At 24.5% G+C, this 21,152-nt stretch carries 15 protein-coding genes; 3 read left to right on the plus strand and 12 right to left on the minus strand.

The genetic code is table 11. The features are described from left to right. Positions 1–6: 6 nt before the first annotated feature. Both IGS63_RS04815 and IGS63_RS04820 read right to left on the minus strand, forming a co-directional pair. Positions 7–3,771 carry a J domain-containing protein gene (locus tag IGS63_RS04815; protein WP_190615868.1) on the minus strand — a complete coding sequence of 1,255 codons (3,765 nt, stop codon included), beginning with the start codon at positions 3,769–3,771 and terminating at the stop codon, positions 7–9. A gap of 254 nt (positions 3,772–4,025) precedes the next feature. Then, positions 4,026–5,060, minus strand: a complete 1,035-nt coding sequence (locus IGS63_RS04820) for a GGDEF domain-containing protein (RefSeq protein WP_190615869.1) — start codon at positions 5,058–5,060, stop codon at positions 4,026–4,028. A gap of 126 nt (positions 5,061–5,186) precedes the next feature. On the opposite strand from IGS63_RS04820, the gene IGS63_RS04825 reads away from it, so the two are divergent. Continuing rightward, on the plus strand, positions 5,187–6,935 hold the full coding sequence (locus IGS63_RS04825) for a M3 family oligoendopeptidase (RefSeq protein WP_190615870.1): 1,749 nt from the start codon (positions 5,187–5,189) through the stop codon (positions 6,933–6,935). 45 nt (positions 6,936–6,980) lie between these two features. Here IGS63_RS04825 and IGS63_RS04830 read toward each other — a convergent pair whose 3' ends face one another. The 4 genes from IGS63_RS04830 to IGS63_RS04845 all read right to left on the minus strand — a co-directional run bounded on the left by IGS63_RS04830 (position 6,981) and on the right by IGS63_RS04845 (position 12,735). Further along, complete coding sequence (locus IGS63_RS04830; RefSeq protein ID WP_190615871.1) at positions 6,981–8,306, minus strand: NCS2 family permease; 1,326 nt, start codon at positions 8,304–8,306, stop codon at positions 6,981–6,983. 14 nt (positions 8,307–8,320) lie between these two features. Continuing rightward, positions 8,321–10,045 (minus strand): adenine deaminase, encoded by a 1,725-nt coding sequence (gene ade, locus IGS63_RS04835; protein ID WP_190615872.1) that lies wholly within the window; start codon positions 10,043–10,045, stop codon positions 8,321–8,323. Between the two features lie 76 nt (positions 10,046–10,121). Then, positions 10,122–11,999, minus strand: coding sequence for a BMP family ABC transporter substrate-binding protein (locus tag IGS63_RS04840; RefSeq protein ID WP_190615873.1), 1,878 nt, complete (start codon positions 11,997–11,999; stop codon positions 10,122–10,124). A 1-nt stretch (position 12,000) separates the two neighbouring features. Next, positions 12,001–12,735: a metallophosphoesterase family protein gene (locus IGS63_RS04845; RefSeq protein WP_190615874.1), complete on the minus strand. Its 735-nt coding sequence runs from the start codon at positions 12,733–12,735 to the stop codon at positions 12,001–12,003. A gap of 186 nt (positions 12,736–12,921) precedes the next feature. Here IGS63_RS04845 and IGS63_RS04850 point away from each other — a divergent pair, with 186 nt between their 5' ends. Continuing rightward, positions 12,922–14,442 carry a sensor domain-containing diguanylate cyclase gene (locus tag IGS63_RS04850; protein ID WP_190615875.1) on the plus strand — a complete coding sequence of 507 codons (1,521 nt, stop codon included), beginning with the start codon at positions 12,922–12,924 and terminating at the stop codon, positions 14,440–14,442. A gap of 25 nt (positions 14,443–14,467) precedes the next feature. On the opposite strand, the gene IGS63_RS04855 is transcribed toward IGS63_RS04850, so the two are convergent. Both IGS63_RS04855 and IGS63_RS04860 read right to left on the minus strand, forming a co-directional pair. Next, entirely contained in the window at positions 14,468–14,908 is a 441-nt protein-coding gene (locus tag IGS63_RS04855) for a hypothetical protein (protein WP_190615876.1), read from the minus strand. Between the two features lie 102 nt (positions 14,909–15,010). After that, the gene (locus IGS63_RS04860; protein WP_232521303.1) at positions 15,011–16,306 is read right to left on the minus strand and encodes an FAD-dependent protein; all 1,296 of its coding nucleotides are present in this window, start codon (positions 16,304–16,306) and stop codon (positions 15,011–15,013) included. A 128-nt stretch (positions 16,307–16,434) separates the two neighbouring features. On the opposite strand from IGS63_RS04860, the gene IGS63_RS04865 reads away from it, so the two are divergent. Then, a complete protein-coding gene (locus tag IGS63_RS04865) occupies positions 16,435–17,352 on the plus strand; it encodes an AEC family transporter (RefSeq protein ID WP_190615877.1) in 918 nt (305 codons plus the stop codon). Positions 17,353–17,665: 313 nt separating this feature from the next. Here IGS63_RS04865 and IGS63_RS04870 read toward each other — a convergent pair whose 3' ends face one another. From IGS63_RS04870 to IGS63_RS04885, 4 genes are all read right to left on the minus strand, one after another. Next, a complete protein-coding gene (locus IGS63_RS04870; RefSeq protein ID WP_190615878.1) occupies positions 17,666–19,198 on the minus strand; it encodes an ATP-binding protein in 1,533 nt (510 codons plus the stop codon). Between the two features lie 63 nt (positions 19,199–19,261). After that, positions 19,262–19,951, minus strand: coding sequence for a hypothetical protein (locus IGS63_RS04875; protein ID WP_190615879.1), 690 nt, complete (start codon positions 19,949–19,951; stop codon positions 19,262–19,264). Between the two features lie 231 nt (positions 19,952–20,182). Further along, positions 20,183–20,680: a ferritin family protein gene (locus IGS63_RS04880; protein WP_190615880.1), complete on the minus strand. Its 498-nt coding sequence runs from the start codon at positions 20,678–20,680 to the stop codon at positions 20,183–20,185. Positions 20,681–20,682: 2 nt separating this feature from the next. After that, positions 20,683–21,141 carry a hypothetical protein gene (locus IGS63_RS04885; RefSeq protein ID WP_190615881.1) on the minus strand — a complete coding sequence of 153 codons (459 nt, stop codon included), beginning with the start codon at positions 21,139–21,141 and terminating at the stop codon, positions 20,683–20,685. Between the last annotated feature and the right edge of the window lie 11 nt (positions 21,142–21,152).

The raw sequence follows: 21,152 nt of genomic DNA on the forward strand, positions 1-21,152 counted from the left end.
GCCGGATTATTTTTTTAGATCTTCAAAAGTTATATCTATTATAGTTAAAGCACTAAACTTTAAATCTATATCTGAAATGCTGTTTGCAACATCAACAGCTTTAGAATAAATTTTTTCTGTATCTTTTATACTGTTTGTTGAAGCTATTTTATCTATTATTGTATTAATACTATTAAATTTCATTTCACTGTTTCTTATTTTATAAGATACATCAAAGGCTTTTATGAAAAAGCTATCTGAATTTTTAATTTTATCGGTTATCATATACTTATTAATTATTTTTTCTAACATAGCAGTTTTTTGTTCTTCTTTTTCTAAAGTATTTGTTATAGACAGTGCTTTTGTAAAAAAGTCATTTATTTTATCAAACTTCTTTAATTTTAAGTAGTTATCTATTGTTTTATTTAATATGTCATATTTAGATTTTAATGGTGAAATTGTATCTAATATTATTGAAAATATTAAGTCTGAATCTTTGTATATACCTGTAATCATATATTTATTCATAAATGAGTTTAAAGCTAATGGTTTGAATTCATCGGAAATTTTATTTTCTATAAATGATAATGTTTTTAAAAGAATGCTTGAATATTCTTTGTATTGATCATTGACATTTACTGAAAGATAGAAATTTTCTATAATGTTATTTAAAGATTCAAACTTAACTTTTTCATCATTCATTTTATTTATAATTTCAATTGCACCATTTAAATTTCCTAATTTTACATAGTTTTGAGATATATTTTGAAGTGCCATAGATTTAAAATAGCTATTTCTTATTAAATTTGCAATGTTTAACGAGGCTGAAAAAACCAAATTTGCATCTTTTTTATTTCCAACACTAACATATTTATTGTTTATTCCAGAAAGAGATTTATATTTTATTTCTTCATCCTTTATATTTCCAGTAATTTCAATAGCTTTAATAAAGATATATTTTGAATCTTTATTAGTATTTATAGTCAAATATTTATCTAAAATAAAATTTAATGTATTTATTTTATTGTTTATTTTTAGTATTTCATTTGTTATTTCAAGGCTTTTTACAAAAATATCTTTCGTATTTTCAAAGTACCCTGTTTTTTGATATTTATTTAATATCATTATTATAAAGTCGGATTTGTCTGAATCAAATTTTATATTTTTTGCAATATTTAAAGCTTTTGAAAAAAACAAACTGTTATTAGTAAAGTTTCCTATTTTTATGTATCTATCTATTAATGTATTTAAAGCTTTAAACTTATATTCACTGTATTCTATATTTTCAATTGTATTCAATGATTTAAGTATAACATCGTCAGAATTTTTGAAATCCTTTATATTCATGTATAATTGCATAACTTTTTCATGTGTAAAGTATTTTTCTTCGCTATATTTTATTGTTTTTACAACATCTAAAGCTTTTGAAAATATTTCAGAGTTTATTTTTAAATTATTTGTTTTTATATAATTATTCAGAAGAAATAAAATATTTTCAGATTTTTTTTCGATTCCATTTACAACATTAAAGCCTTCCATAAACACTTCTTTTGATTTTTCATAGTTGCCTATATTCATATACTTATTGATTATTTTTTGTAAAATTTGAGTTTTATCAGTATCAACTTTAAAGTTCTCCAATATGCTCAAAGCTTTTGAGAAAAAGTTATTTGAATTTTTAAAATTTTTAATTTCAAAGTAATTATCCAAGGCAGTATTTAATGTTTTTGCTTTCAATTCATACATTTCAAAACTATTTACTATGTCTAAGTATCTTGAAAATATAATGTCTGATTCGGTAAATATTTTTACTTTCATATATTTTTCAAATACATAATTTAATGCAGATAGTTTTTCAACATCATCATTTATATTTTTAATACTGTCAAGAGAGTTTAAAATAATTTCATTCATAATATCAAATCTTGAAGTTTTAAAGTAATTATTTAATATATTTATAAGTGCTTTTGATTTATATGCTGGATTTTTCATTGAATCTACAGATTGAATGGCTTTTAAGAATATATTTTCTGCATTTTTATAGTTTTTTTCTTTAACATATATTCCAATTACATTATTTAATTGTACGGACTTATCTTTATCTAATTTAATCATTTTAATTACTTCTAATGCTTCATTGAAGCTTTTCATTTCAACATATTTTTCTACTATAAAACTTAAAGTAATATAACTATTTTCGCTACCCTTACTAACTATTTCTGCTAAATATACGGCTTTTTTAAAGTCTTTAGATACAGCATAAGCTTGAGCTAATGTACTCATTATTTTATACTTATATAATACAATAATAGAAGGATTAATTTTAGGAAAATTATTTGATTTTAAACTTTCGATTATTGCTAAAGCTTCATCTAATTTATTTTTTTCTATGTACTCTTTTATAACTAATTGCAGAGTATCAAATCTGTAATCATCATCTTCAATTCTATAGGTTAAAGTTAAAGCTCTTTCTATTTTTCCAAGTTTTAAGTATCTTTGAGCTAAATCGCTCATTGATTTTGATCTGTCAAAGTCTCCATTACTTGAAACTTTATTTAATATTTCTTTTATTGCATTTCTTTTGTATTCAGAATTTTTTAAAGAACTTGCTACTTTTAAAGAAATGTCATAAAAAGTATTAGATTTTTCAATATCTTGTATATTATTTTCTTTTACTGTTTTTAATAATAGAGCATATTTAGATTCATCATTTGATAAATCATTTATTAGGTTTATTGCACCTACTCTGTCATTTAATTTTATATAGTTATTTATTAAATCTACTAATATTTTATCTGAAATATTTTTATCTTTTATATCTTTTGCTATTTTTGCGTAATTAGAAAATAGTATATTATAATTTTCATATACTCCATCTCTTATAAAATTACTCAAAACTTCTTCCATTGCAAGATATTTTTCTTTGTCTTTATATAGTTTTTCTATAGAATCTGTTAATTTTTCATACTTTTTTTCTTTAAACGAAGAATAAGATACATCAGAAATAATGTTAGTTTTCAACTTTTCATCTTTTAAAGAATTTATAAACTCAATAGTTCTGTTGTAAACATAAGTTTCATTGAAAAAATCTTTGCTGTCTATGATAGAGTTCAAAATTACATACTTATAATTGTCTTGATTGATTTTTTCTATTATATAAAAAGCATCTTTGTAATTTTTAATTTCAAAATTTTTATTAGATAGTAGTATTAAAGCTCTATTTTTATAGTCAATATCTGGAAATTTTTCTGATATTAAAATTAAGTTATTCAATAGTGTTGGGAATTCTACATTTTGAGGGTCTTTAAAAACAAATTTGGTAACTGTTGTTAAGGCATTGTATCTTTCATTCATATCTTTTAATTTAATTAACATTTCTGTTCCTTTTATAAGATTACCTTTTTTTACAGTGTTTTCAATTTTTTGGGGAGTTACTTTTAAAGAATAAAAGATAAAAATAAATAAAAAAATACTCGCTATGACTGATAAAGTTATAGCAATATTTTTTTTACTTATAATATTTTTATTTTGTTTTTCTTCGTGTTGACTTAAGAGTTCTAAATATTTATCATAAGTCTTTTTTTTATCAGGATCAGAAAGTGTTGTGTAAGCTTGTTGTATCTCTTGTATTATTTCTTTATATTCTTCTGTATCGACACTATCTTCGGTTTGTTCTAATTCTGTGAGTTTGTCATAATATTCAGACAAAATCTTTTTGTAAGCATTTGTTATTTCTTCAGTATTCGCATTTTTGCTAACCCCAAGAAGATCATAATAGTTTTTCTTTCCCATAACACTCCCCCTATTGCTGTATAAAAACGCAAGTTAAGTTTGATACTTAACTTACTAAATTGCTTTTTTCTAATAACCTTTTATATCAAATTATACCATATAATATTAATATTTAAAAGTAAAAAATGAGATAATTAAACCTCATTTTTTTGATTGAAATCGTAGAATTTGAGTTAATCTAAGTTATAATTTCATCATTTTTTGAAATAGATCACTTACTATTTAATATACATATCTTATTTATGTATACATTATTATAATATATTGTATTGATCTTTGCCGTTTTCTTTTGAAAGATACAATGCTTTGTCTGTCCTTTTTAAGAGTGTTTTTTCGTTATCTGTTGTTTTTATTTTAGTAATTCCAATACTCAAAGTTATTTTTGTATTTAATTTTTTTGATTTATTTTTAATATTTTTTTGTAATAAATTTATTTTTTCTAATAATGAATTAGTTTCATCAAAATATAGTATAGCAAATTCATCTCCACCCCATCTTGTTACAAAACTTTTATTGAATATTTTTTCTAATTCATTGGCTACTAATTTAATTGCTAAATCACCTGTATCATGACCAAAATTATCATTTATTTTTTTAAAATTATCTATGTCAAGTAGTATAGAAAAGATGGTAACTTTTTCTGAAAGTTTTTTATTCAATATTTCTTTTAATTTTTCATCGTAAATTCTTCTATTGTATAAGGCGGTTAAAGAATCTTTTTGAGCATAAAATTTTAATTTTTCATTAGCTTTTTTTAATTCTGTTTTTTCTTTTCTATATTCATTTGAAAATTGATTTAATAATAAAAAAGAAGTTATTAATGTAATTGGAATTTGTATTATTCTATCCATGAATTGGTTTTGTTCATCATAAATTTTTACTAAATTTGGAAAATAATGTCCAAGAAATTGTAAAGTTATAAATATTGAAACTAATGATATTATTAAAAAAATTCGTGACTTACCATAAAATAAAAAAGAGATACATATTAATATTAAAAAAAAGTAAGCAATGGTATTGTTTTGATTCCCACCAGAGTCAAACCAACCATAAGGTATCATTATAAAAATAACAAAAAAGAAAAAAATAAATTTTTCTTTAATTTTATAAGTTATTTGGCTTTTAAAAAAAGTGTATAAAATTAATATAATAAATATCATCCATTTTAAATTAACATAAAATGGAAAGTGTAAAAGTATATTTCCAACAATTGAAATAAAAGATAATATAAAAGATACAATCAATATTATACTAAATAGTCTATCTTCAAGATTATTTTTTTTATACATATTTCTCTCCTTAGAGTTATTCTATAAAATAATTATACCATGATTTTACTTTTTTTTAAACTTGAGAATTAATTATTTTTAAAGTATAATTATTTTATACAACATAAAAATTAGGAGGGGATCATTTTGAATTGGGATTTAACATTTTTTTATGAATCACCATCATCTAAAAAAATAAAAAAAGATTTAGATGAATTTCTAAATATGGCTCAAGAATTAAAAAACGAATATTACAATAAATTGGGTAATGAAAATCTTTCACCCATTGAATTAAAAATATTTTTTAATAAATTAGAAGAATTCGAACAAAAAGGATATTATCCATCTCAGTATTCTAATTTATTGTTTGCATCAAATACATTAGATCAAGAAGCACAAAAGCTTAGAGCAATGGTTCAAGACTATTTTACTAAAGCTTCTATTATAACTTCTTTTTGGTCACCAGTGTTATTAAAACTCAGTGAAGAAAAATTAACTGAGCTAAAAGAATCAAAGGAATTAATACAATACAAACATGTTATGGAAAAATTAGTTGATTCAAAAAAACATACATTGAGTGAAGAAGCAGAAAAAGTGATGACAGCATTAAGTAGTTCTTCAAGGGAAGCTTTTGGAGATCTATATGGAAGACTAACTAATTCGTATGAATTTAAGTTTAGAATAGGTGAAGAGGTAAAAACTATAACTGGTCCACAATTAAGATCTATGAGATTAAATCCTGATCCAGATATTAGAAGTAGAGCAATGAAGATGTTTTTTGAAAGATATGAAAAAGATAAAATTACACTTGAACATACTTATAATTCTATAGTAAAACATTATGATACTGAAAGTAAACTTAGGAATTTTCCTGAGCCAAATTCTATGAAAAATTTAAAAAATGAAGTAAATGATGAAATAGTAAAAATGGTAATGGGAGTAACTACAGAAAAAACTCCTATTGTTCATAGTTATTATGAATGGAAAGCTAAACAGTTAAAGACTGATATAACTCTTGCAGATATTTATGCACCACTTAAATCTGTAAATAAAGAATATGATTTTGAATCAGCAAAAAAAATTGTTTTAGATTCATATTATCAATTTGATAAAGAATTTGGAGATATTGCTAAATCTTTTTTTGATGAAAATAGAATAGATTCAGAAATAAGAAAGGGAAAAAGAGGTGGAGCATTTTGTTCTTATTATATTCCAAATAAAAAACCATTTGTTTTAATTAATTATACTGGAAATATGAGAGATATAATGACTCTTGCACATGAATTAGGACATGGAATTCATGGAACTTTATCTTCAAAACAAAACTTGTTAAATTATCATACTCCTCTTACAATGGCTGAAGTAGCTTCAGTTTTTGGCGAAATGTTAGTTATGGATAAGTTATTAAATGAATTAAACGAAGAAGATAAAAAGTTATTTATAGCTTCAAAAATAGAAGATATGTTTGCAACAATGTTTAGACAAAATATGTTTGCAAGATTTGAAGTTCAAGCTCACAAAATGATAGAAGAAAATGGAATGGCTTCGTGGGAAGAATTGAGTGATTTATATGAAAGAGAATTGAAAATTATGTTTGGGAATTCTGTTAAAATTACTCCAGAATACAAGTATGAATGGGCGTCTATTCCACATATATTTAATGTTCCATTTTATGTTTATGCTTATAATTATGCAAATTTATTAGTAATAGCTTTATATGAAAAATATCTTGAAGAAGGTAAAGATTTTGTTCCTAAGTACAAAGAGCTTTTAAGTAGTGGTGGAAATGATTATCCAAATATTTTATTAGAGAAACTTGGAATAGATATAACTAAAAAGGAGTTTTGGGAAAAAGGATTTGATTATGTTGAAAAATTGATAAAAGAAATAATGTAATATTTTTACAAAAAAGTGTTTGACTTAGTCAAACACTTTTTTGTATTATTTTAAGAATCCAAGGTATACAATGAAGATAAAGCAAAGAATCCAAGACATCCAATGAACTTCTTTTGATTTTCCGCTAAATAGTTTTAAAATTGGATAAGTTATTATTCCAAAAGCAAGTCCCATTGCTATTGAATATGTTAATGGCATTAATATTATGGTTAAAAATGCTGGTAATCCTTCAGTTGAATCATTCCATTTTATTTTTCCAATTTCTTTTAACATTAAAGATCCTATAAAAATTAAAGCGGGTGCCGTTGCTGCTGTAGGTATAGATGTAGCAAGTGGTGCAAAGAACAACATTAAAAGCATCATTCCACCAGCTACTATTGATGCTAAGCCAGTTCTTGCTCCATATAATATTCCTGCATCACTTTCAGCAACAGTAGTTATTGTAGAAGTTCCAAATAAAGCTCCAATTACTGATCCAGTAGCATCAGCCATATATGCTCTTGATGCTCTTGGAACATCTTTAGTTTCATCTGTATGTTTTGAACGTGCAAGCCCAAAAATTGTTCCAGTTGTATCAAAATAATCTACGAAGAAAAAAGTTATTACAACAATCCAAAAATCGGCATTTTTAAATATACTTGGTTCTAATTTGAGTTTTAAAAAGGTTGGAGATAAACTCGGTATTGGACCTATTATTCCTTTAAAATTAGTAACTCCATTAAATAATCCAAATATTGTTGCACCTATTATTCCAATAAGAATTGATCCAGGAACTTTTAAAACATACAATATTGATATTAAAAATAAACCGAAAATAGAGGTTAAAACTTCATCATTTTTAATATTTCCAAGAGCTATTAAAGTATCTTGATTAGATACAATAATACCAGAATTTTTCAAACCAAGAAAAGCTATGAATATTCCTATTCCACCTACTATAGCATACTTAATTGAATCTGGAAGAGCTTTTGAAATTATTTCCCTAACACCGGTTATGATAACTATCATAAAAATAAAGCCTGCAATAAAAACTGCTCCAAGAGCCATCTGCCAATCCATTCCAAGTTTTAAAACAACAGTATAAGTAAAATATGCATTTAATCCCATTCCAGGAGCAAGTACGAATGGATAATTTGAAAATAATCCCATTATTATGGAAGCTATTGATCCACCAAGTATTGTTGCAACCATTATAGCACCAAAAAATTGATTATAAATATTAACATTTCCCATAGCTCCAGGAATAGCATTTACAAGTATTGCTGGATTAACTATAATGATATATGCCATCATTAAAAAAGATAATATTCCTCCATAAATTTCTTTTTTTATGGTGCTACCAGATTCAGTTATTTTAAAGAATTTATCCATAGTATCCCCCCAATCTATTCAACATATATACTGACAAACTCTTGTTTTGCAACATTTACTATGCCTCTATCTGTTATTTTTATTTCTGGTATTACTCCAAGTTGAACAAAGGCGAGTGTCATAAAAATATCCTTTTCGCATCCAATTTTCTTTAAGGCATCTTCTTGATTTTCTAAAGTTTCAACAACAGTTTTATAATTTTCATTTGTCATTAAACCAGCTATTGGAAGCCCAAGTTTCCATATTACTTTTTTATTTTTTACTATTACAAGTCCCCCATTCATTTTTTCGAGTTCTTTTGCAGCAATTATCATATCTTCATCATCTGTTCCCACTATTCCGATATTGTGAGCATCATGACCAACGGTTGTACCAACAGCACCATTTTTTACACTTAGTCCTTTTATAAAACCAAGTGAGTATCCGCTTCCTGTGTGCCTTTCTAAAATAGCTATTTTTGCTATATCTCTTTCTGAATCAGCCACTATGTATCCGTTTTTTGTTTTTGGTTCTAAATGTAACTCTTTTGTTATTAAAGAACCTTCAAACATTTCAATTACTCTTATTTTTTTATTTTTATCCTTAATCTTTAAATCTTCTACAGAAATTTTTGGAAGTATTACCTTTCCCACACTTTCTGGAAGCTCATTGAAGACTCCTTCAATAGGATCTACTAATTTATTGTTATTTACAACTACTTTTGAATCTTTTATTACCATACTTATATTAAATTCACTTAAATCATCAACAACAAGAATATCTGCCTTATAACCTGGAGCTATTGCACCCATACTTCTAAGATTATAGTGCCTTGCAGTATTTATTGTTGCCATTCTTATTGCAGTTATAGGGTTTAATCCATGTTTTATGGCTTTTTTTACTATATAGTTTATATGACCTTCCTTTAATATATCTTTGGGATCTTTATCGTCTGTACAAAATGAAAAATATGGGAAGTTGTATTCATCAACAGCATCTATTAAACCATCAAAGTTTTTTGCTGCAGTTCCTTCTCTTATAAAAACTTGCATACCTTTCCCTACTTTTTCAAGGGCTTCTTGAACGGTTGTGCATTCATGATCTGAACGTATAAATGCATCTATATAGGCATTTAATTCTTTTCCACTCAAAAATGGTGAATGTCCATCTATCTTTTTGTATTTGTGCCTTAATATTTCTATTTTAGTTAAAAGTTCTGGATCACAGTTTAAAACTCCAGGGAAGTTCATAACCTCTCCTAAAGCAATTACTCTTCTTGGATATCTATCAACAAACCCAACTATATCTTCTGGTCCAAGTCTTGCTCCAGATGTTTCCATGCCAGTTGCTGGAACTGCAGATGGAATAGCAATATAAACATTTAATGGTATTCCTTCTGTTGATTTTATCATGTACTCTATACCACTTATTCCTAGGACATTTGTTATTTCGTGTGGGTCTGCAATCACTGTTGTTGTACCATTTTTTAAAGCTATTTTTGCAAATTGTCTTGGAGATAACATTGAACTTTCTAAATGCATATGGGCATCAATCAATCCTGGTATTACATATTTTCCTCCAAGGTCTATGATTTTTTTTCCTTCTTGATAGTCACCAATTCCCGCTATTCTCTTTCTATAAAGAGCAATATTTGTTTTTTCTATCTTTCCAGTGAAAACATTAACTAATTTTAAATTTTTAAGCAATACATCTGGAAGTTCTTTACCAAGAGCTACTGGAATAATATCTTTAATCTTCATACTACCACCTCTTATAATAATTTTACCATATTTTAACAAATTATACAAAAAATGTTATAAAGTTTGAATGAAAAACTTAATCAAGGCGAATGTTGTCTATAAACCAATCAATTTCAAAAAGTTCATCATCATCAATTACTAAGTTTTCTTTTATTTTTAAAGTTCCATCTATATCATAAATTGGACCTTTAAATATTTGAAAATCATCATTTATTATAGAAGCTTTTAAGAGTTTCATAAGATTTTTAATTTGAGGATTTACAAGTTTTGAAGGAGTAACGATATCAACAACTCCTGAATCCATTCCACCCCAAAATTTTCTTATACCTTTGTTGTTTCCAAATAAATCTAAAAATGAAAAAGTACTTCCTTTTAAAATATTTTGTATTATTTTTTCATAGTAGATACCCCAATTCCAAACTACAGAAGTAAGCATTGTATTTGGTGCATATTTTTTCATGTTATGATGATAACCTATTGTGTAGACTCCATATTTTTCTCCTTCTTCAACAACTGTTGTTGAATCTTGATGATGAGATAAAACATCACAATTTTTATCTTTTATTAAATATTTGACTACATCTTTTTCATATTTTTTATTATGCCATTCATTTGTCCATCCAACATTTACTATTGCATTTGAGTTTACAGTTTTTACACCAAGAGCAAATGCATCTATTCCCATTATTACTTCTGGAATTCCAAAAGGAGCTACGTATCCTATTTTATTACTTTTAGTCATAGATCCAGCTATTATTCCAGATAAAAATCTTGGTTCATACATTCTTCCGAAGTAAGTATTTACATTTTTATCAGTTTGATATCCTGAAAAATACATAAACTTTACATTGTGGAATTTGGATAATTTTTCATCTAAAATAAAGTCAAAGCTCGTTGAAAAGATAACGCTGTAGTTTTCTCTTTCTAATTTTTTTAAAAGTTTTTCATATTCTTCTGTACTAGTAATTCCTTCAAATCTTCTTGTTATTATTTGATTTTTATACTTTTCTTCTATATATTTTCTTCCAAGATTATGAGAATATGTCCAAGCTGATTCTTTTATATCACTATTATAAATAAATGCAACTTTTAATTTTTCTTCATTAAAAAATGCAGGTATTAAGAGTGAAGGTTGTTTTGTTTTCTCAGTATAATTCATTTCCCTAATAATTTTTTTAACTCTTTTTTTTAACTCTTTTTCATCATTTAATTCTGAAACACCAAATTCTTCTAAGTATTTTAAAAAAGAATCTCCAGTAGTTACTGTGTTATTTGAAGATTCAAATGTTTTATAAATTTTTCTAAATGGTTCATATATTTCATATAAAAAACTTTTATATATTTCAAAATCTAATAAGTCTATATATGATTCGGGTTTGTATTCTTGCATATAATCATACAATATTTCAAAAGATTTTGGCTTTGAAAACCATATGGAATTTATATGTGTTTTTTCATAAAAATCTAAGAAAGAATAGTATATTTTTATTTCTATATCATTTTTATCATAAGTTGGGATTATTCTTTTTACATTTCCCATAATTGTTGGAGCTTTTAAGTATTTTAGAACACTAACTCTTTTATTTCCTTCAACAACATAAAACCAATTTAAATATTCGTAAACTTCTATTGCATCTCTTATTCCTTCATTATACTGTATTTCTAAAAGATTACACCATTTTGATGAAAATTCCGTATCTCTTTCTATTAATGGATAAAAATTTTGTGAAAAAGATAAAGATCTTGAATGATAATAAGTTCCAATTACTTTTTTTAAAGGTATTTCTATTGTTCCTAAATTTTTTTCAGACAAAATTTCAGCATTTTCTATAATTTCTTCAAGCGAATTTAAGTAGCCACCTTTAGCAGAAGATACGCTTTTTAAAAATTCTTTTTTACCTAATTTTAAAGCTTTTTCATAATCTTCTATACTCTTATTTCTATCATAAAGCATATTATTCCTCCTTTAAAAGCTTTATAAACTCCACTTCTTTTAATTTACATTCAGTAACATCTTTTATTTTTATTATTCTTTTTAATTCTTCATCATAATCAATAAATTTGTAAGGAACTGTATTTAATAGATAACTTATTTTTTTCCCATTTATTTTAAAATCTAATAAATCAATTGTATAATTTTTATGGATATGACCATAAAGCCATACATTTGGAAAAATTTTTTGAAATAATCTTCCGAGCTTATATGAAGGTTTATGATAATCATCATAGTCTTTTATTGTATTTATCAACTTTGGTGGTGTATGAGAAATAAAAAAATCTATTTTTTTATTTCCATAAACTTTACTGCATAATTTGTTTTTTATTAATTTTACATCTTTTTCTTTAAAATGAAATGGTTTTTCGCCATGTGACAATGCTCCAGAAAATCCTGCTATTTTTATATTTTTATTTATATAATTTTTTAAATTGATATATCCATAGTTTAAAACTAAAAATCCTTTATAAATATTTGAAAATTTTAAATTTTCTTCATCATAAACAGAATTTTTGTAATATCTTTTATCATGATTTCCATGAATCATAACTCCAAAGCTAACTTTAAATTCATTTATAAGATAATCAGTATATCCAGGAGATAAGTCTCCACAATTTATAAGTAAATCTACTTTTTCCTTTTTTTTATTAATTAAATTTTTTTCAACATCACTAACTGCCAAGATTTTTATCATTTTAATCTCTCCTTTATTTAATACAATTATATCACTCTTATTTAAATTGCTTTAATGAATCGAAATATTTATATTTTAATGATTATATTTTATAAATATTTGTTTTGATACTAAATTTATACTTATTATTAAATATAAAGGTGATATAATTTTAGTATAAATTCAATTTAAATTGGAGTGGTTTTTATGGAAACTAAAAAAACTTTTAATTTAATTAAACGCACTTTTATAATAATTATTTTAATTTTTATAGTATTTTTAATAGGAGTAATTAATATAGAAAAAAAAGCTGCAATAAATCAAATAACAGAAATGGGAAAAACTATTACAAATAATACTTCATCAATGCTTAAATCTTGGCTATCTGAACAATTAAAATTATTGAACACACTTTCTAAAGATGAAAGAATAATTAATGCTTGTAAATATCCAGACAATCCCATTTTTGTGAAAAAAGCAAATGAATTGCTTTTTTCAATTTATAATAATTATGAATATTATGAAAATTTGCCTCTTATTTCAACCAAAAAAAATTTAGTTATTTTGAAAAATGGCAATAAAATAAAAATAAATAAAGGTACGTTTTTTACAGATACAGTAAACGGAAAAACGATAGGAAAAGGTGGATTAAATTACAGTTATATAAGTGAAATTTTTAATGGAAAAGAATGTTTTATAAGTGAGGTTTATCCAAGTATTTTAAGAGGAAATCCAATATTTGTCATTTCAAAAGCTGTTAAAGATTTAAGTGGAAATCTTGTAGGAATAGTTTTATTGTCTCCAAAGATAAATTATTTTACAGATAAATTTATAAATAATATTAAAGTTGGAAAAACAGGTCATTTAGTTTTAATAGATGAAAGACCTTTATTAATAGCACATCCAAATAAAGATTTTATATTAAATGATTCTATACAAGATAAGGTAAATGATGTTTTTAAAAGAATAAAAAACAATGAAACTGTTTTTTGGGACAAATTTGACAATGAAAAAAAGCTTTATATTTCAAAAAAAGTAGATATAGACTCCAATAAAATAAAATACAGTTGGTACATTGTTTTTATGATAAATTATAATGAAATATTAAATAAATACTTATTATCCTTTTTAATGATATTAAGTACAGGAATAATTATAATAACTTTATACGCAATAGAAATGAAAAAACTTTATAATGCGATAAAATCGAAAACATTAAGTTTAGAAATTTTATCAAAAACGGATCCATTAACTCAATTAGTAAATCGTAGAACATTATTAAATGCTTTATCTATAGAATCAGAAAGATTTAAAAGATATGGAACTGTTTTTTCTATAATATTGTGTGATATAGATTTTTTCAAAGATATAAATGATACTTTTGGGCATGAAGCCGGAGATTTTGTTTTAAAAGAATTATCAAATATCTTTTTAGAAGAAACAAGGGATATAGATATAATTGGTCGTTGGGGTGGAGAAGAATTTTTATTGATATTACCTCAAACAACCGAAAAGGATGCAAAAATTTTAGCAGAGAGAATAAGAAATAAAATAAAAGAAAAAAATTTTATTTATAGAGATAAACATTTACCTTTAACAATGACTTTTGGTATAAGTGTTTATAATGATAAAAATATAGAAATAGATGATTTAATAAGAAGAGCAGATTTAGCACTATATGAAGGGAAAAATTCTGGAAGAGATACAATTAAAGTTTATAATGATTAAAAAAGCAGAGTTAAACTCTGCTTTTTTAATCATTTAATTTTACACCCAATATTTTTTCAACATCTTTTTTAGAAATTCTTAGGATTACCCAAGCAACTCCATCTTCAGTAATACCAGAACCAATTTCTTTTAGACCTCTTATATAACCTTGAAATTGAGCATCGATATTTTTATTTTGAAGTACAAAATCTTGAACTGTTTTTCCACCTTCTATTTTTAATCCAAAGATAGTTTCGATGGCTTTTGATTGAGCATCAACAAGAGCAGCTTCTTTTGCAGCAAGTTTTGCTTGTGCAGGATTAGGAAATCTTGTTGTATCTACAATTCCTTCTCCTCTAAACTCCATATATTGAGAATTATCTCTTGCTCCTGGAGTATTTATTAAATCATCTGCTGTTCTTGGAGCACCACAACTAACAAAAAGAATAGATATTAAAAGCAAAGTTATACCGAAAAACTTTTTCATAAACTCACCTCCATATTGTATTATATTAAAATTATATCACACAATATGTATTATAAAAATAAATGAATTATTATGTCAATATATGGGTATAAACAGTACATATTAAAGGCTTGTAGCTACCATATAACCATGACAAGATGCATAAGTTATTGAACGAGTCCAACCACTTCCATCTCCAATTATTTTTATATCTTCAAAGTAATTGTTATCTATTTTATTTCCATAAAATTTTACTTCTACACCATATAAAAGGTTATCTGCATAAGTAATTCCAGGTATTACTTCATTTAATTTTTCCATAAAATCAATAATTGAATCTATAGTTTTTCTTGGAAAAACTAAGTTTAAATCACCTAAAATATAATTGTTAAAATTTAAAGTTGGTTCAACTCTTCCAAGTTTTTTAGTTCTATTTGTATTTTTAAAATCTTCGTATGCTTGAAGGATAACTTTTTCTCCACCAGCTAAAATATTTGAAAGTTTTGCCATGTGAGTTCCATATCCTATTGGATCATTAAATGGGTTAGTAAAAGAATGTGAAACTAGTATAGCAAAATTAGTATTAGAAGTCTTATAGGAAGCATTTGCGTGACCATTTACTGTTACAAAATCATCGTATTTTTCTATTGTAACTTCACCAGAAGGATTGTTGCAGAAAGTTCTAACAGTATAACCTGTTTTAGTTTTTAATCTAACTTTGAATTCATACATTTTTTTATTTAATTCTTCAACAATGTGATTTGGTAATTCAAATCTTACACCCAAATCAACCATATTGTTTGAAAGTACTAAGTTTTTATTATTGGAAATTAAATTATTTACAAGTTTATGACCGCTTCTTCCAACACCAATTATTATTTTATCGTACTTTATCTTTTTGTTTTCTATAACAACATATGCACCATTTTCATCTTTTTCTATTTTTTTTATATTTTTATCAAAGAAAAAATTAATGTTTTTATGTGATTTAAAACTTTGATAAATATTGTTTACAGTATTTCCAAGTTCGTCTGTTCCTATATGATAAAATTCAGATTTTATAGGTTGAAAACCTTTTGAATAAAACTTTTTATAAAATTCTTCATCTTTAAAGGACAAACCTCTTTCAAGTTCGTTTGAATAAATATATTTATTTCCTTCTTTTTTTGCTAAATTAGATTTTTCAAGATAATAATTTACTATTTCTCTTTGAATATTTAATGGAACATCTAAATCTCCACCCATTTCTTTTGAAACAAATATTTTTCCATCGTACTTTAAACCACCAAAACCAGATTTTTCTATACTTTTACCTCTTTCAAAAACATCAATAGTTGAGTTTTCAATTTTACCTGAATCTACCATACCTTTTATAAAACCAATAGAAGCCGCTCCGAAACCTATAACAGCAATTTTCAAAGTACAACACCTCCAAAATAATGTGTGAACAATTTTTATTATACCATATAAAGTATGAAGATAAAATTAAATAATAAATGTTATTTATTATGTTATAATTTAATGATATTTATTCTTGGAGGTAAAAAATGAATTACACTAATATTTTAAATCAAGTTTCAGTACTTTTTTTATTGATACTAACGGGGTATTTTACAAGAAAATTTAATTTATTAAATGATGAAAAAACTAAGACACTTTCTGATATTGTATTAAATTTAACTTTACCAGCACTAATAATTTCATCAATGCAAATGGATTTTTCTATTTCTGTTCTTATAAAAAGTGGAAATTTTATACTACTTTCTTTAATAGTTTATGCTGTGATTTTTATTTTTTCTATAACATTGCCAAAACTTTTAAAATCAAATGAAAAAGAAATTGGTGTTTATAAGTTTTCTATTATGTTTTCAAACGTAGGATTTATGGGATATCCAGTTGTTAATGCTGTGTTTGGAAAAAAGGCATTATTTTATACTGCAATTTATAATTTGCCTTTTAATTTATTGATATTTACAATAGGAATAATGTTTCTTTCAAAAGATATAAGATTAAATAAAAAAATTATTTTAAATCCAGGAATTATATCAGTATTAATTGGTTTTACTATGTTTTTATTCTCTATAAAACTTTTTACACCAATAAAGATGACAATAGATATGATTGGATCAGTAACAACACCAATATCTATGATGGTAATTGGATCTTTATTAGCTAAAAACAAATTAAATACAATATTTACTAATTGGAGAATTTATATAATAACATTCATAAGATTGTTTTTTGTTCCATTCTTTATTTGGATTATATTAAAAAATATAATTACTGATCCTTTAATGTTAGGTATATCAATTTTAATAAGTTCTATGCCAGTTGCAGCAAATAGTGCAATTCTTGCTGAAGAGTATGAAGGAAATGCAGAATTAGCTTCAAAAGTAGTTTTTATTTCTACTTTTTTTTCAATAATTACTATCCCAATTATTGTTAAACTATTTATTACAAATTAGAATTACATTTTTATAAAAAAAATCTAATATAAAAATATAATTGCTTTAAAGTTACGATATTTTATAATTATTTTCTTGTATTAAAAAAAATTTTTTTCATTTTTTCTTTCAATTATAAAAAAAGATTTTGTGAATTTAAAATTAAAATCTACATAACATATTTTTTACTTGCAATAAAGAAGAGGTTATGGTATAATAAAGTTAGTGAAGCTTATTTTTCACAAAAATCTCCTCTTTAGCGGTTCTTTTGAACCGCCTTTTTTTTATATTATTTAATATATTAATGTAATAAAAAATCCCAGCATCGCTGGGATTATATCTTTTCTATTTTGTATTCGTCTATGTTTCTTTTTTCTGAGTTTATATTTATTCCTATTATATAAATTTCTTTTCCTTTGTACTTTTCATAGTACTTTATTTCTTTTATTTGATTCAAGGCTTTTTCTGCACTCTTATCTATCTTTATTTCCATTATGTATATAGTGTCTTCCTCTATTACTATATCGCTTCTTCCTAAGTTCGTTAATTCTTCTGCTGTTACGTTTAGTCCTGTTGATGCGAGTATTGTGTATATCAATGAATGATAGTAGCTTTCTTCTTTTTTGTGTAAGTTGTATGGGATTGCACTTATTATTCTTTTTATTTCTTTTATTATTCCTTCTATGTCTTTTTCTCTTATTGCTTTCCATATCGTTTTATTTATTTCTTTTATTTTTCCTCTTTCAAGTTCATAGTTCGCTTCTAATATTATCTTTGAAAAGCTATTCTTTACTTCTATATTTGGATAATCTAATAAATATTCATATTCCATTCCATATTGTTCTTTCCCTTTAAAGGTTAAGTATCCTGATTGTGTAAAGAATATACTTGCATTTGCTTCTTCTATTTCTCGTGTTGAAAAATCGAGTTCGCTCACTGGATACTTCACTAAGTCTTCATATCTTATCTTCTTCCCTTTTATGTATTCATATAAAAATGATGGCGATCCACTTTCAAACCAATAGTTTTGAAACTTTCTTTCATTAAAAAATCTTAATATTGAAAATGGATTGTATACACTACTTTCTCCATCAAATGAAAATCCATTGTAGTACATCTTTAAGTTTTTTAATAACTCTTTTTCTTTCATATTCATTTCAAGTGCTGTTTCTTTTATGTGTTCTTTAAAGTTTCTTTCTAACTCTTCTTGTGTGTATCCCAATATCTGCGCGTATTTTTTATTCAATGATATATCATTTAAGTTGTTCAATGCTGAAAATACTCCTGTTTTTGTGAACTTTGTTATTCCTGTCATGAATACAAACTTTATGTATTCATCATTTGATTTTATACTAACATAAAAATTTCTCAATATTTCTCTATATCTTTCTGCTTTTTCTTTGTTGTTTATATTGTCTAATATTGGTTTTTCATATTCATCTACTAATATTACTACTCTTTCTTTTCTTGATAGTTCAAATATTAATTCATCAAAAGCATATTTATAATGGTCACTTTCTATTTTTATTCCATACTTTCTTGCTTCTCTTTTTATTATTCTCAATAATCCATCTTTTAATTCTTCTTCTGTATCATTTGTTGTATCCAATAAACTTATTCTTATCACTGGATACTCTTTGAACTCCCATTTATCATATATATACGTTCCTTTAAATAAGTCTTTTTCTCCTTTAAATAGATAGTACAGTGTTGATATCGTTAAACTCTTTCCAAATCTTCTTGGGCGTGATAAAAAATAAAATTTTCCACTTGTTATTAATTCATATAAATATTTTGTTTTATCTATGTATATATAATCTGTTATTAATTCTTTAAAGTCTTGTACTCCTATTGGTAGTTTTTTCATTTTTATCACCTCTAATTTTTATTATACCATAGGTTTTTTTTATTTATTTTTATTTTATTAAATTTACCATCCTTTTTTATAATAAGTTTGAACATATTCGTATGTTCTCTTAGGGTTTGGCCATTTTGAAGTATATTCATGTTCAAAGTAAGAAACTTTCCCATAGTATTTTGTTCTATATTCATCTTCCGGCATATCCCAAATTCCCCCATATTTAAATTCTGTATAGCTAAATGATTTACTAGTATCCATTATGTCTTCATATTCTACATTTTCCCAAACTTTTTTCTGATAGTTAAATTTTTGTTTAATAATATATCCCCATCTTATAAAATTATACTTGTGTTCAATAATATGATAATAATATCCCCAAACATAGTTTTTTCTTTCTGGATTTTTAAAAGTATATTGTCCACTTACATTAACAGAATGATTTCTTTTAATAGAAGGAGCAATACCTAATTTTTTTGCTATATCTATACTTCCATTAACTTCAAGTTTTATATTATAATTTTTGTTAATATCTATAAATAACAGTTTTAAATTTGTTGGTTTTACATCTTTCCATTGAGTGTATTCATTTTCTTTTTTAGTATTTATTTGCCATTCTTCTAAACAATATTTCCTTCTATAAATAACTTTAGGATAAAACATATTTGCTAATTTGTTTTTTTCTGCAAAACCAATTATTGTTATGACTAATAAAAAAGCAAACAATATTAACCATGAACTTCTTCTTTTTGTTTTTTTCACTTTTTTCTCCTCCTATATTTTATTGTTTAAATATACTATAAAGTATAAAATTAATATATTAATAACTAAAAACATTTATTTTCTTTAATAACTTATATATTTATTAAAATTTTATAATAAAAAAAGCAAAAAATCAATATTTTTTTGCTTTTTTTACTAAATTTTAATATTAAAATATAATGTATAAAAAATATGAAGTATTTTAAATATAAATTTATTTATTATTACTTTTTAATACAAGGGGGTAAATCCCATATCATCCCAATATTCGTCAGATAATTGTTTATATAAATTATACAAAACGTCTCTATGCACTTTTTCCCACTTTGAAAGCATATTAAAAACATTTTTTGCTTCTAAATCTTCAATCTTTTCAGATGCATTTTTATAAAAGTTCATAAAGTCTTCTTCTATTAAATATCCCATCTTTAAAACAGTTAAATCAAGTGCTAAATCTTCTGCTTTTCCTGTAATTGTATCTATTTTTTCTCTTTTAAAAAAAATACTATCATCTTCTTCTGGAACTTCAATATCTAAACTATTATTTTTTTCATAGTTACTTATTAAATTTTTAATAAATTCAACGTGTGAAGCTTCCATTTCTCCTAAATCAGTAAAAACTTCTTTGAGTTCTTTTGTTTTCACTTTTTCTGATTTTTCTTTATAAAAATTCCTTCCTTCTATTTCTTTTGATAAAGCGTAATTTAAAATTCCTACTATTCCTTTCATTTTTATTCCTCCAATTCTAAAGTTTCTTTTAATTTTTCTGGATCTAGTCTAAAGTCAGAGCCTTTACCTTGAAAAAAGTGATGTTTTTCTATTAAATGTATTGAAAGATCGCTGTATAATATTTCTTTTCCACTATTTTTATTTTTAACTTTGACATTTATTTTTTTAAATACACCATCTTCAAAAGGGCAGGGTATAACTCCTCTTGCCTCATAAACCATTACTTCGAAAATTTTATCAATTGTTATAGGTTCACCTAAGCCTTTTTCTCCTTCTTTTAATAAATATTTCATCTTTTCTACTAAATTTGGTATTTTTAAGTTTAATTCATTTATAAGTTCTTCATCACTTTCAATAATATCTGATAAATGTCTGTTATCCTCACCTAAAAATCCTGTTGATACAATAACTCCTGGTTTCATGTTTTTTTCTGCCTTAATTAATTCTGGTGTCATTTTCATATAAAACACCT

It is taken from the genome of Tepiditoga spiralis, from assembly GCF_014701195.1.
GTDB classification, from domain to species: Bacteria; Thermotogota; Thermotogae; order Petrotogales; family Petrotogaceae; genus Tepiditoga; species Tepiditoga spiralis.

Bases quoted from the DNA above. Each gene is read 5' to 3' on its own strand.
- IGS63_RS04840 (WP_190615873.1), bottom strand. From the start codon at position 11,999: ATGCTTTATGATAGAAATAAGAGTATAGAAGATTATGAAAAAGCTTTA.
- IGS63_RS04830 (WP_190615871.1), bottom strand. From the start codon at position 8,306: ATGGATAAATTCTTTAAAATAACTGAATCTGGTAGCACCATAAAAAAA.
- IGS63_RS04865 (WP_190615877.1), top strand. From the start codon at position 16,435: ATGAATTACACTAATATTTTAAATCAAGTTTCAGTACTTTTTTTATTG.
- IGS63_RS04885 (WP_190615881.1), bottom strand. From the start codon at position 21,141: ATGAAAATGACACCAGAATTAATTAAGGCAGAAAAAAACATGAAACCA.
- IGS63_RS04855 (WP_190615876.1), bottom strand. From the start codon at position 14,908: ATGAAAAAGTTTTTCGGTATAACTTTGCTTTTAATATCTATTCTTTTT.
- IGS63_RS04880 (WP_190615880.1), bottom strand. From the start codon at position 20,680: ATGAAAGGAATAGTAGGAATTTTAAATTACGCTTTATCAAAAGAAATA.
- IGS63_RS04870 (WP_190615878.1), bottom strand. From the start codon at position 19,198: ATGAAAAAACTACCAATAGGAGTACAAGACTTTAAAGAATTAATAACA.
- IGS63_RS04820 (WP_190615869.1), bottom strand. From the start codon at position 5,060: ATGTATAAAAAAAATAATCTTGAAGATAGACTATTTAGTATAATATTG.
- IGS63_RS04850 (WP_190615875.1), top strand. From the start codon at position 12,922: ATGGAAACTAAAAAAACTTTTAATTTAATTAAACGCACTTTTATAATA.
- ade (WP_190615872.1), bottom strand. From the start codon at position 10,045: ATGAAGATTAAAGATATTATTCCAGTAGCTCTTGGTAAAGAACTTCCA.
- IGS63_RS04815 (WP_190615868.1), bottom strand. From the start codon at position 3,771: ATGGGAAAGAAAAACTATTATGATCTTCTTGGGGTTAGCAAAAATGCG.
- IGS63_RS04845 (WP_190615874.1), bottom strand. From the start codon at position 12,735: ATGATAAAAATCTTGGCAGTTAGTGATGTTGAAAAAAATTTAATTAAT.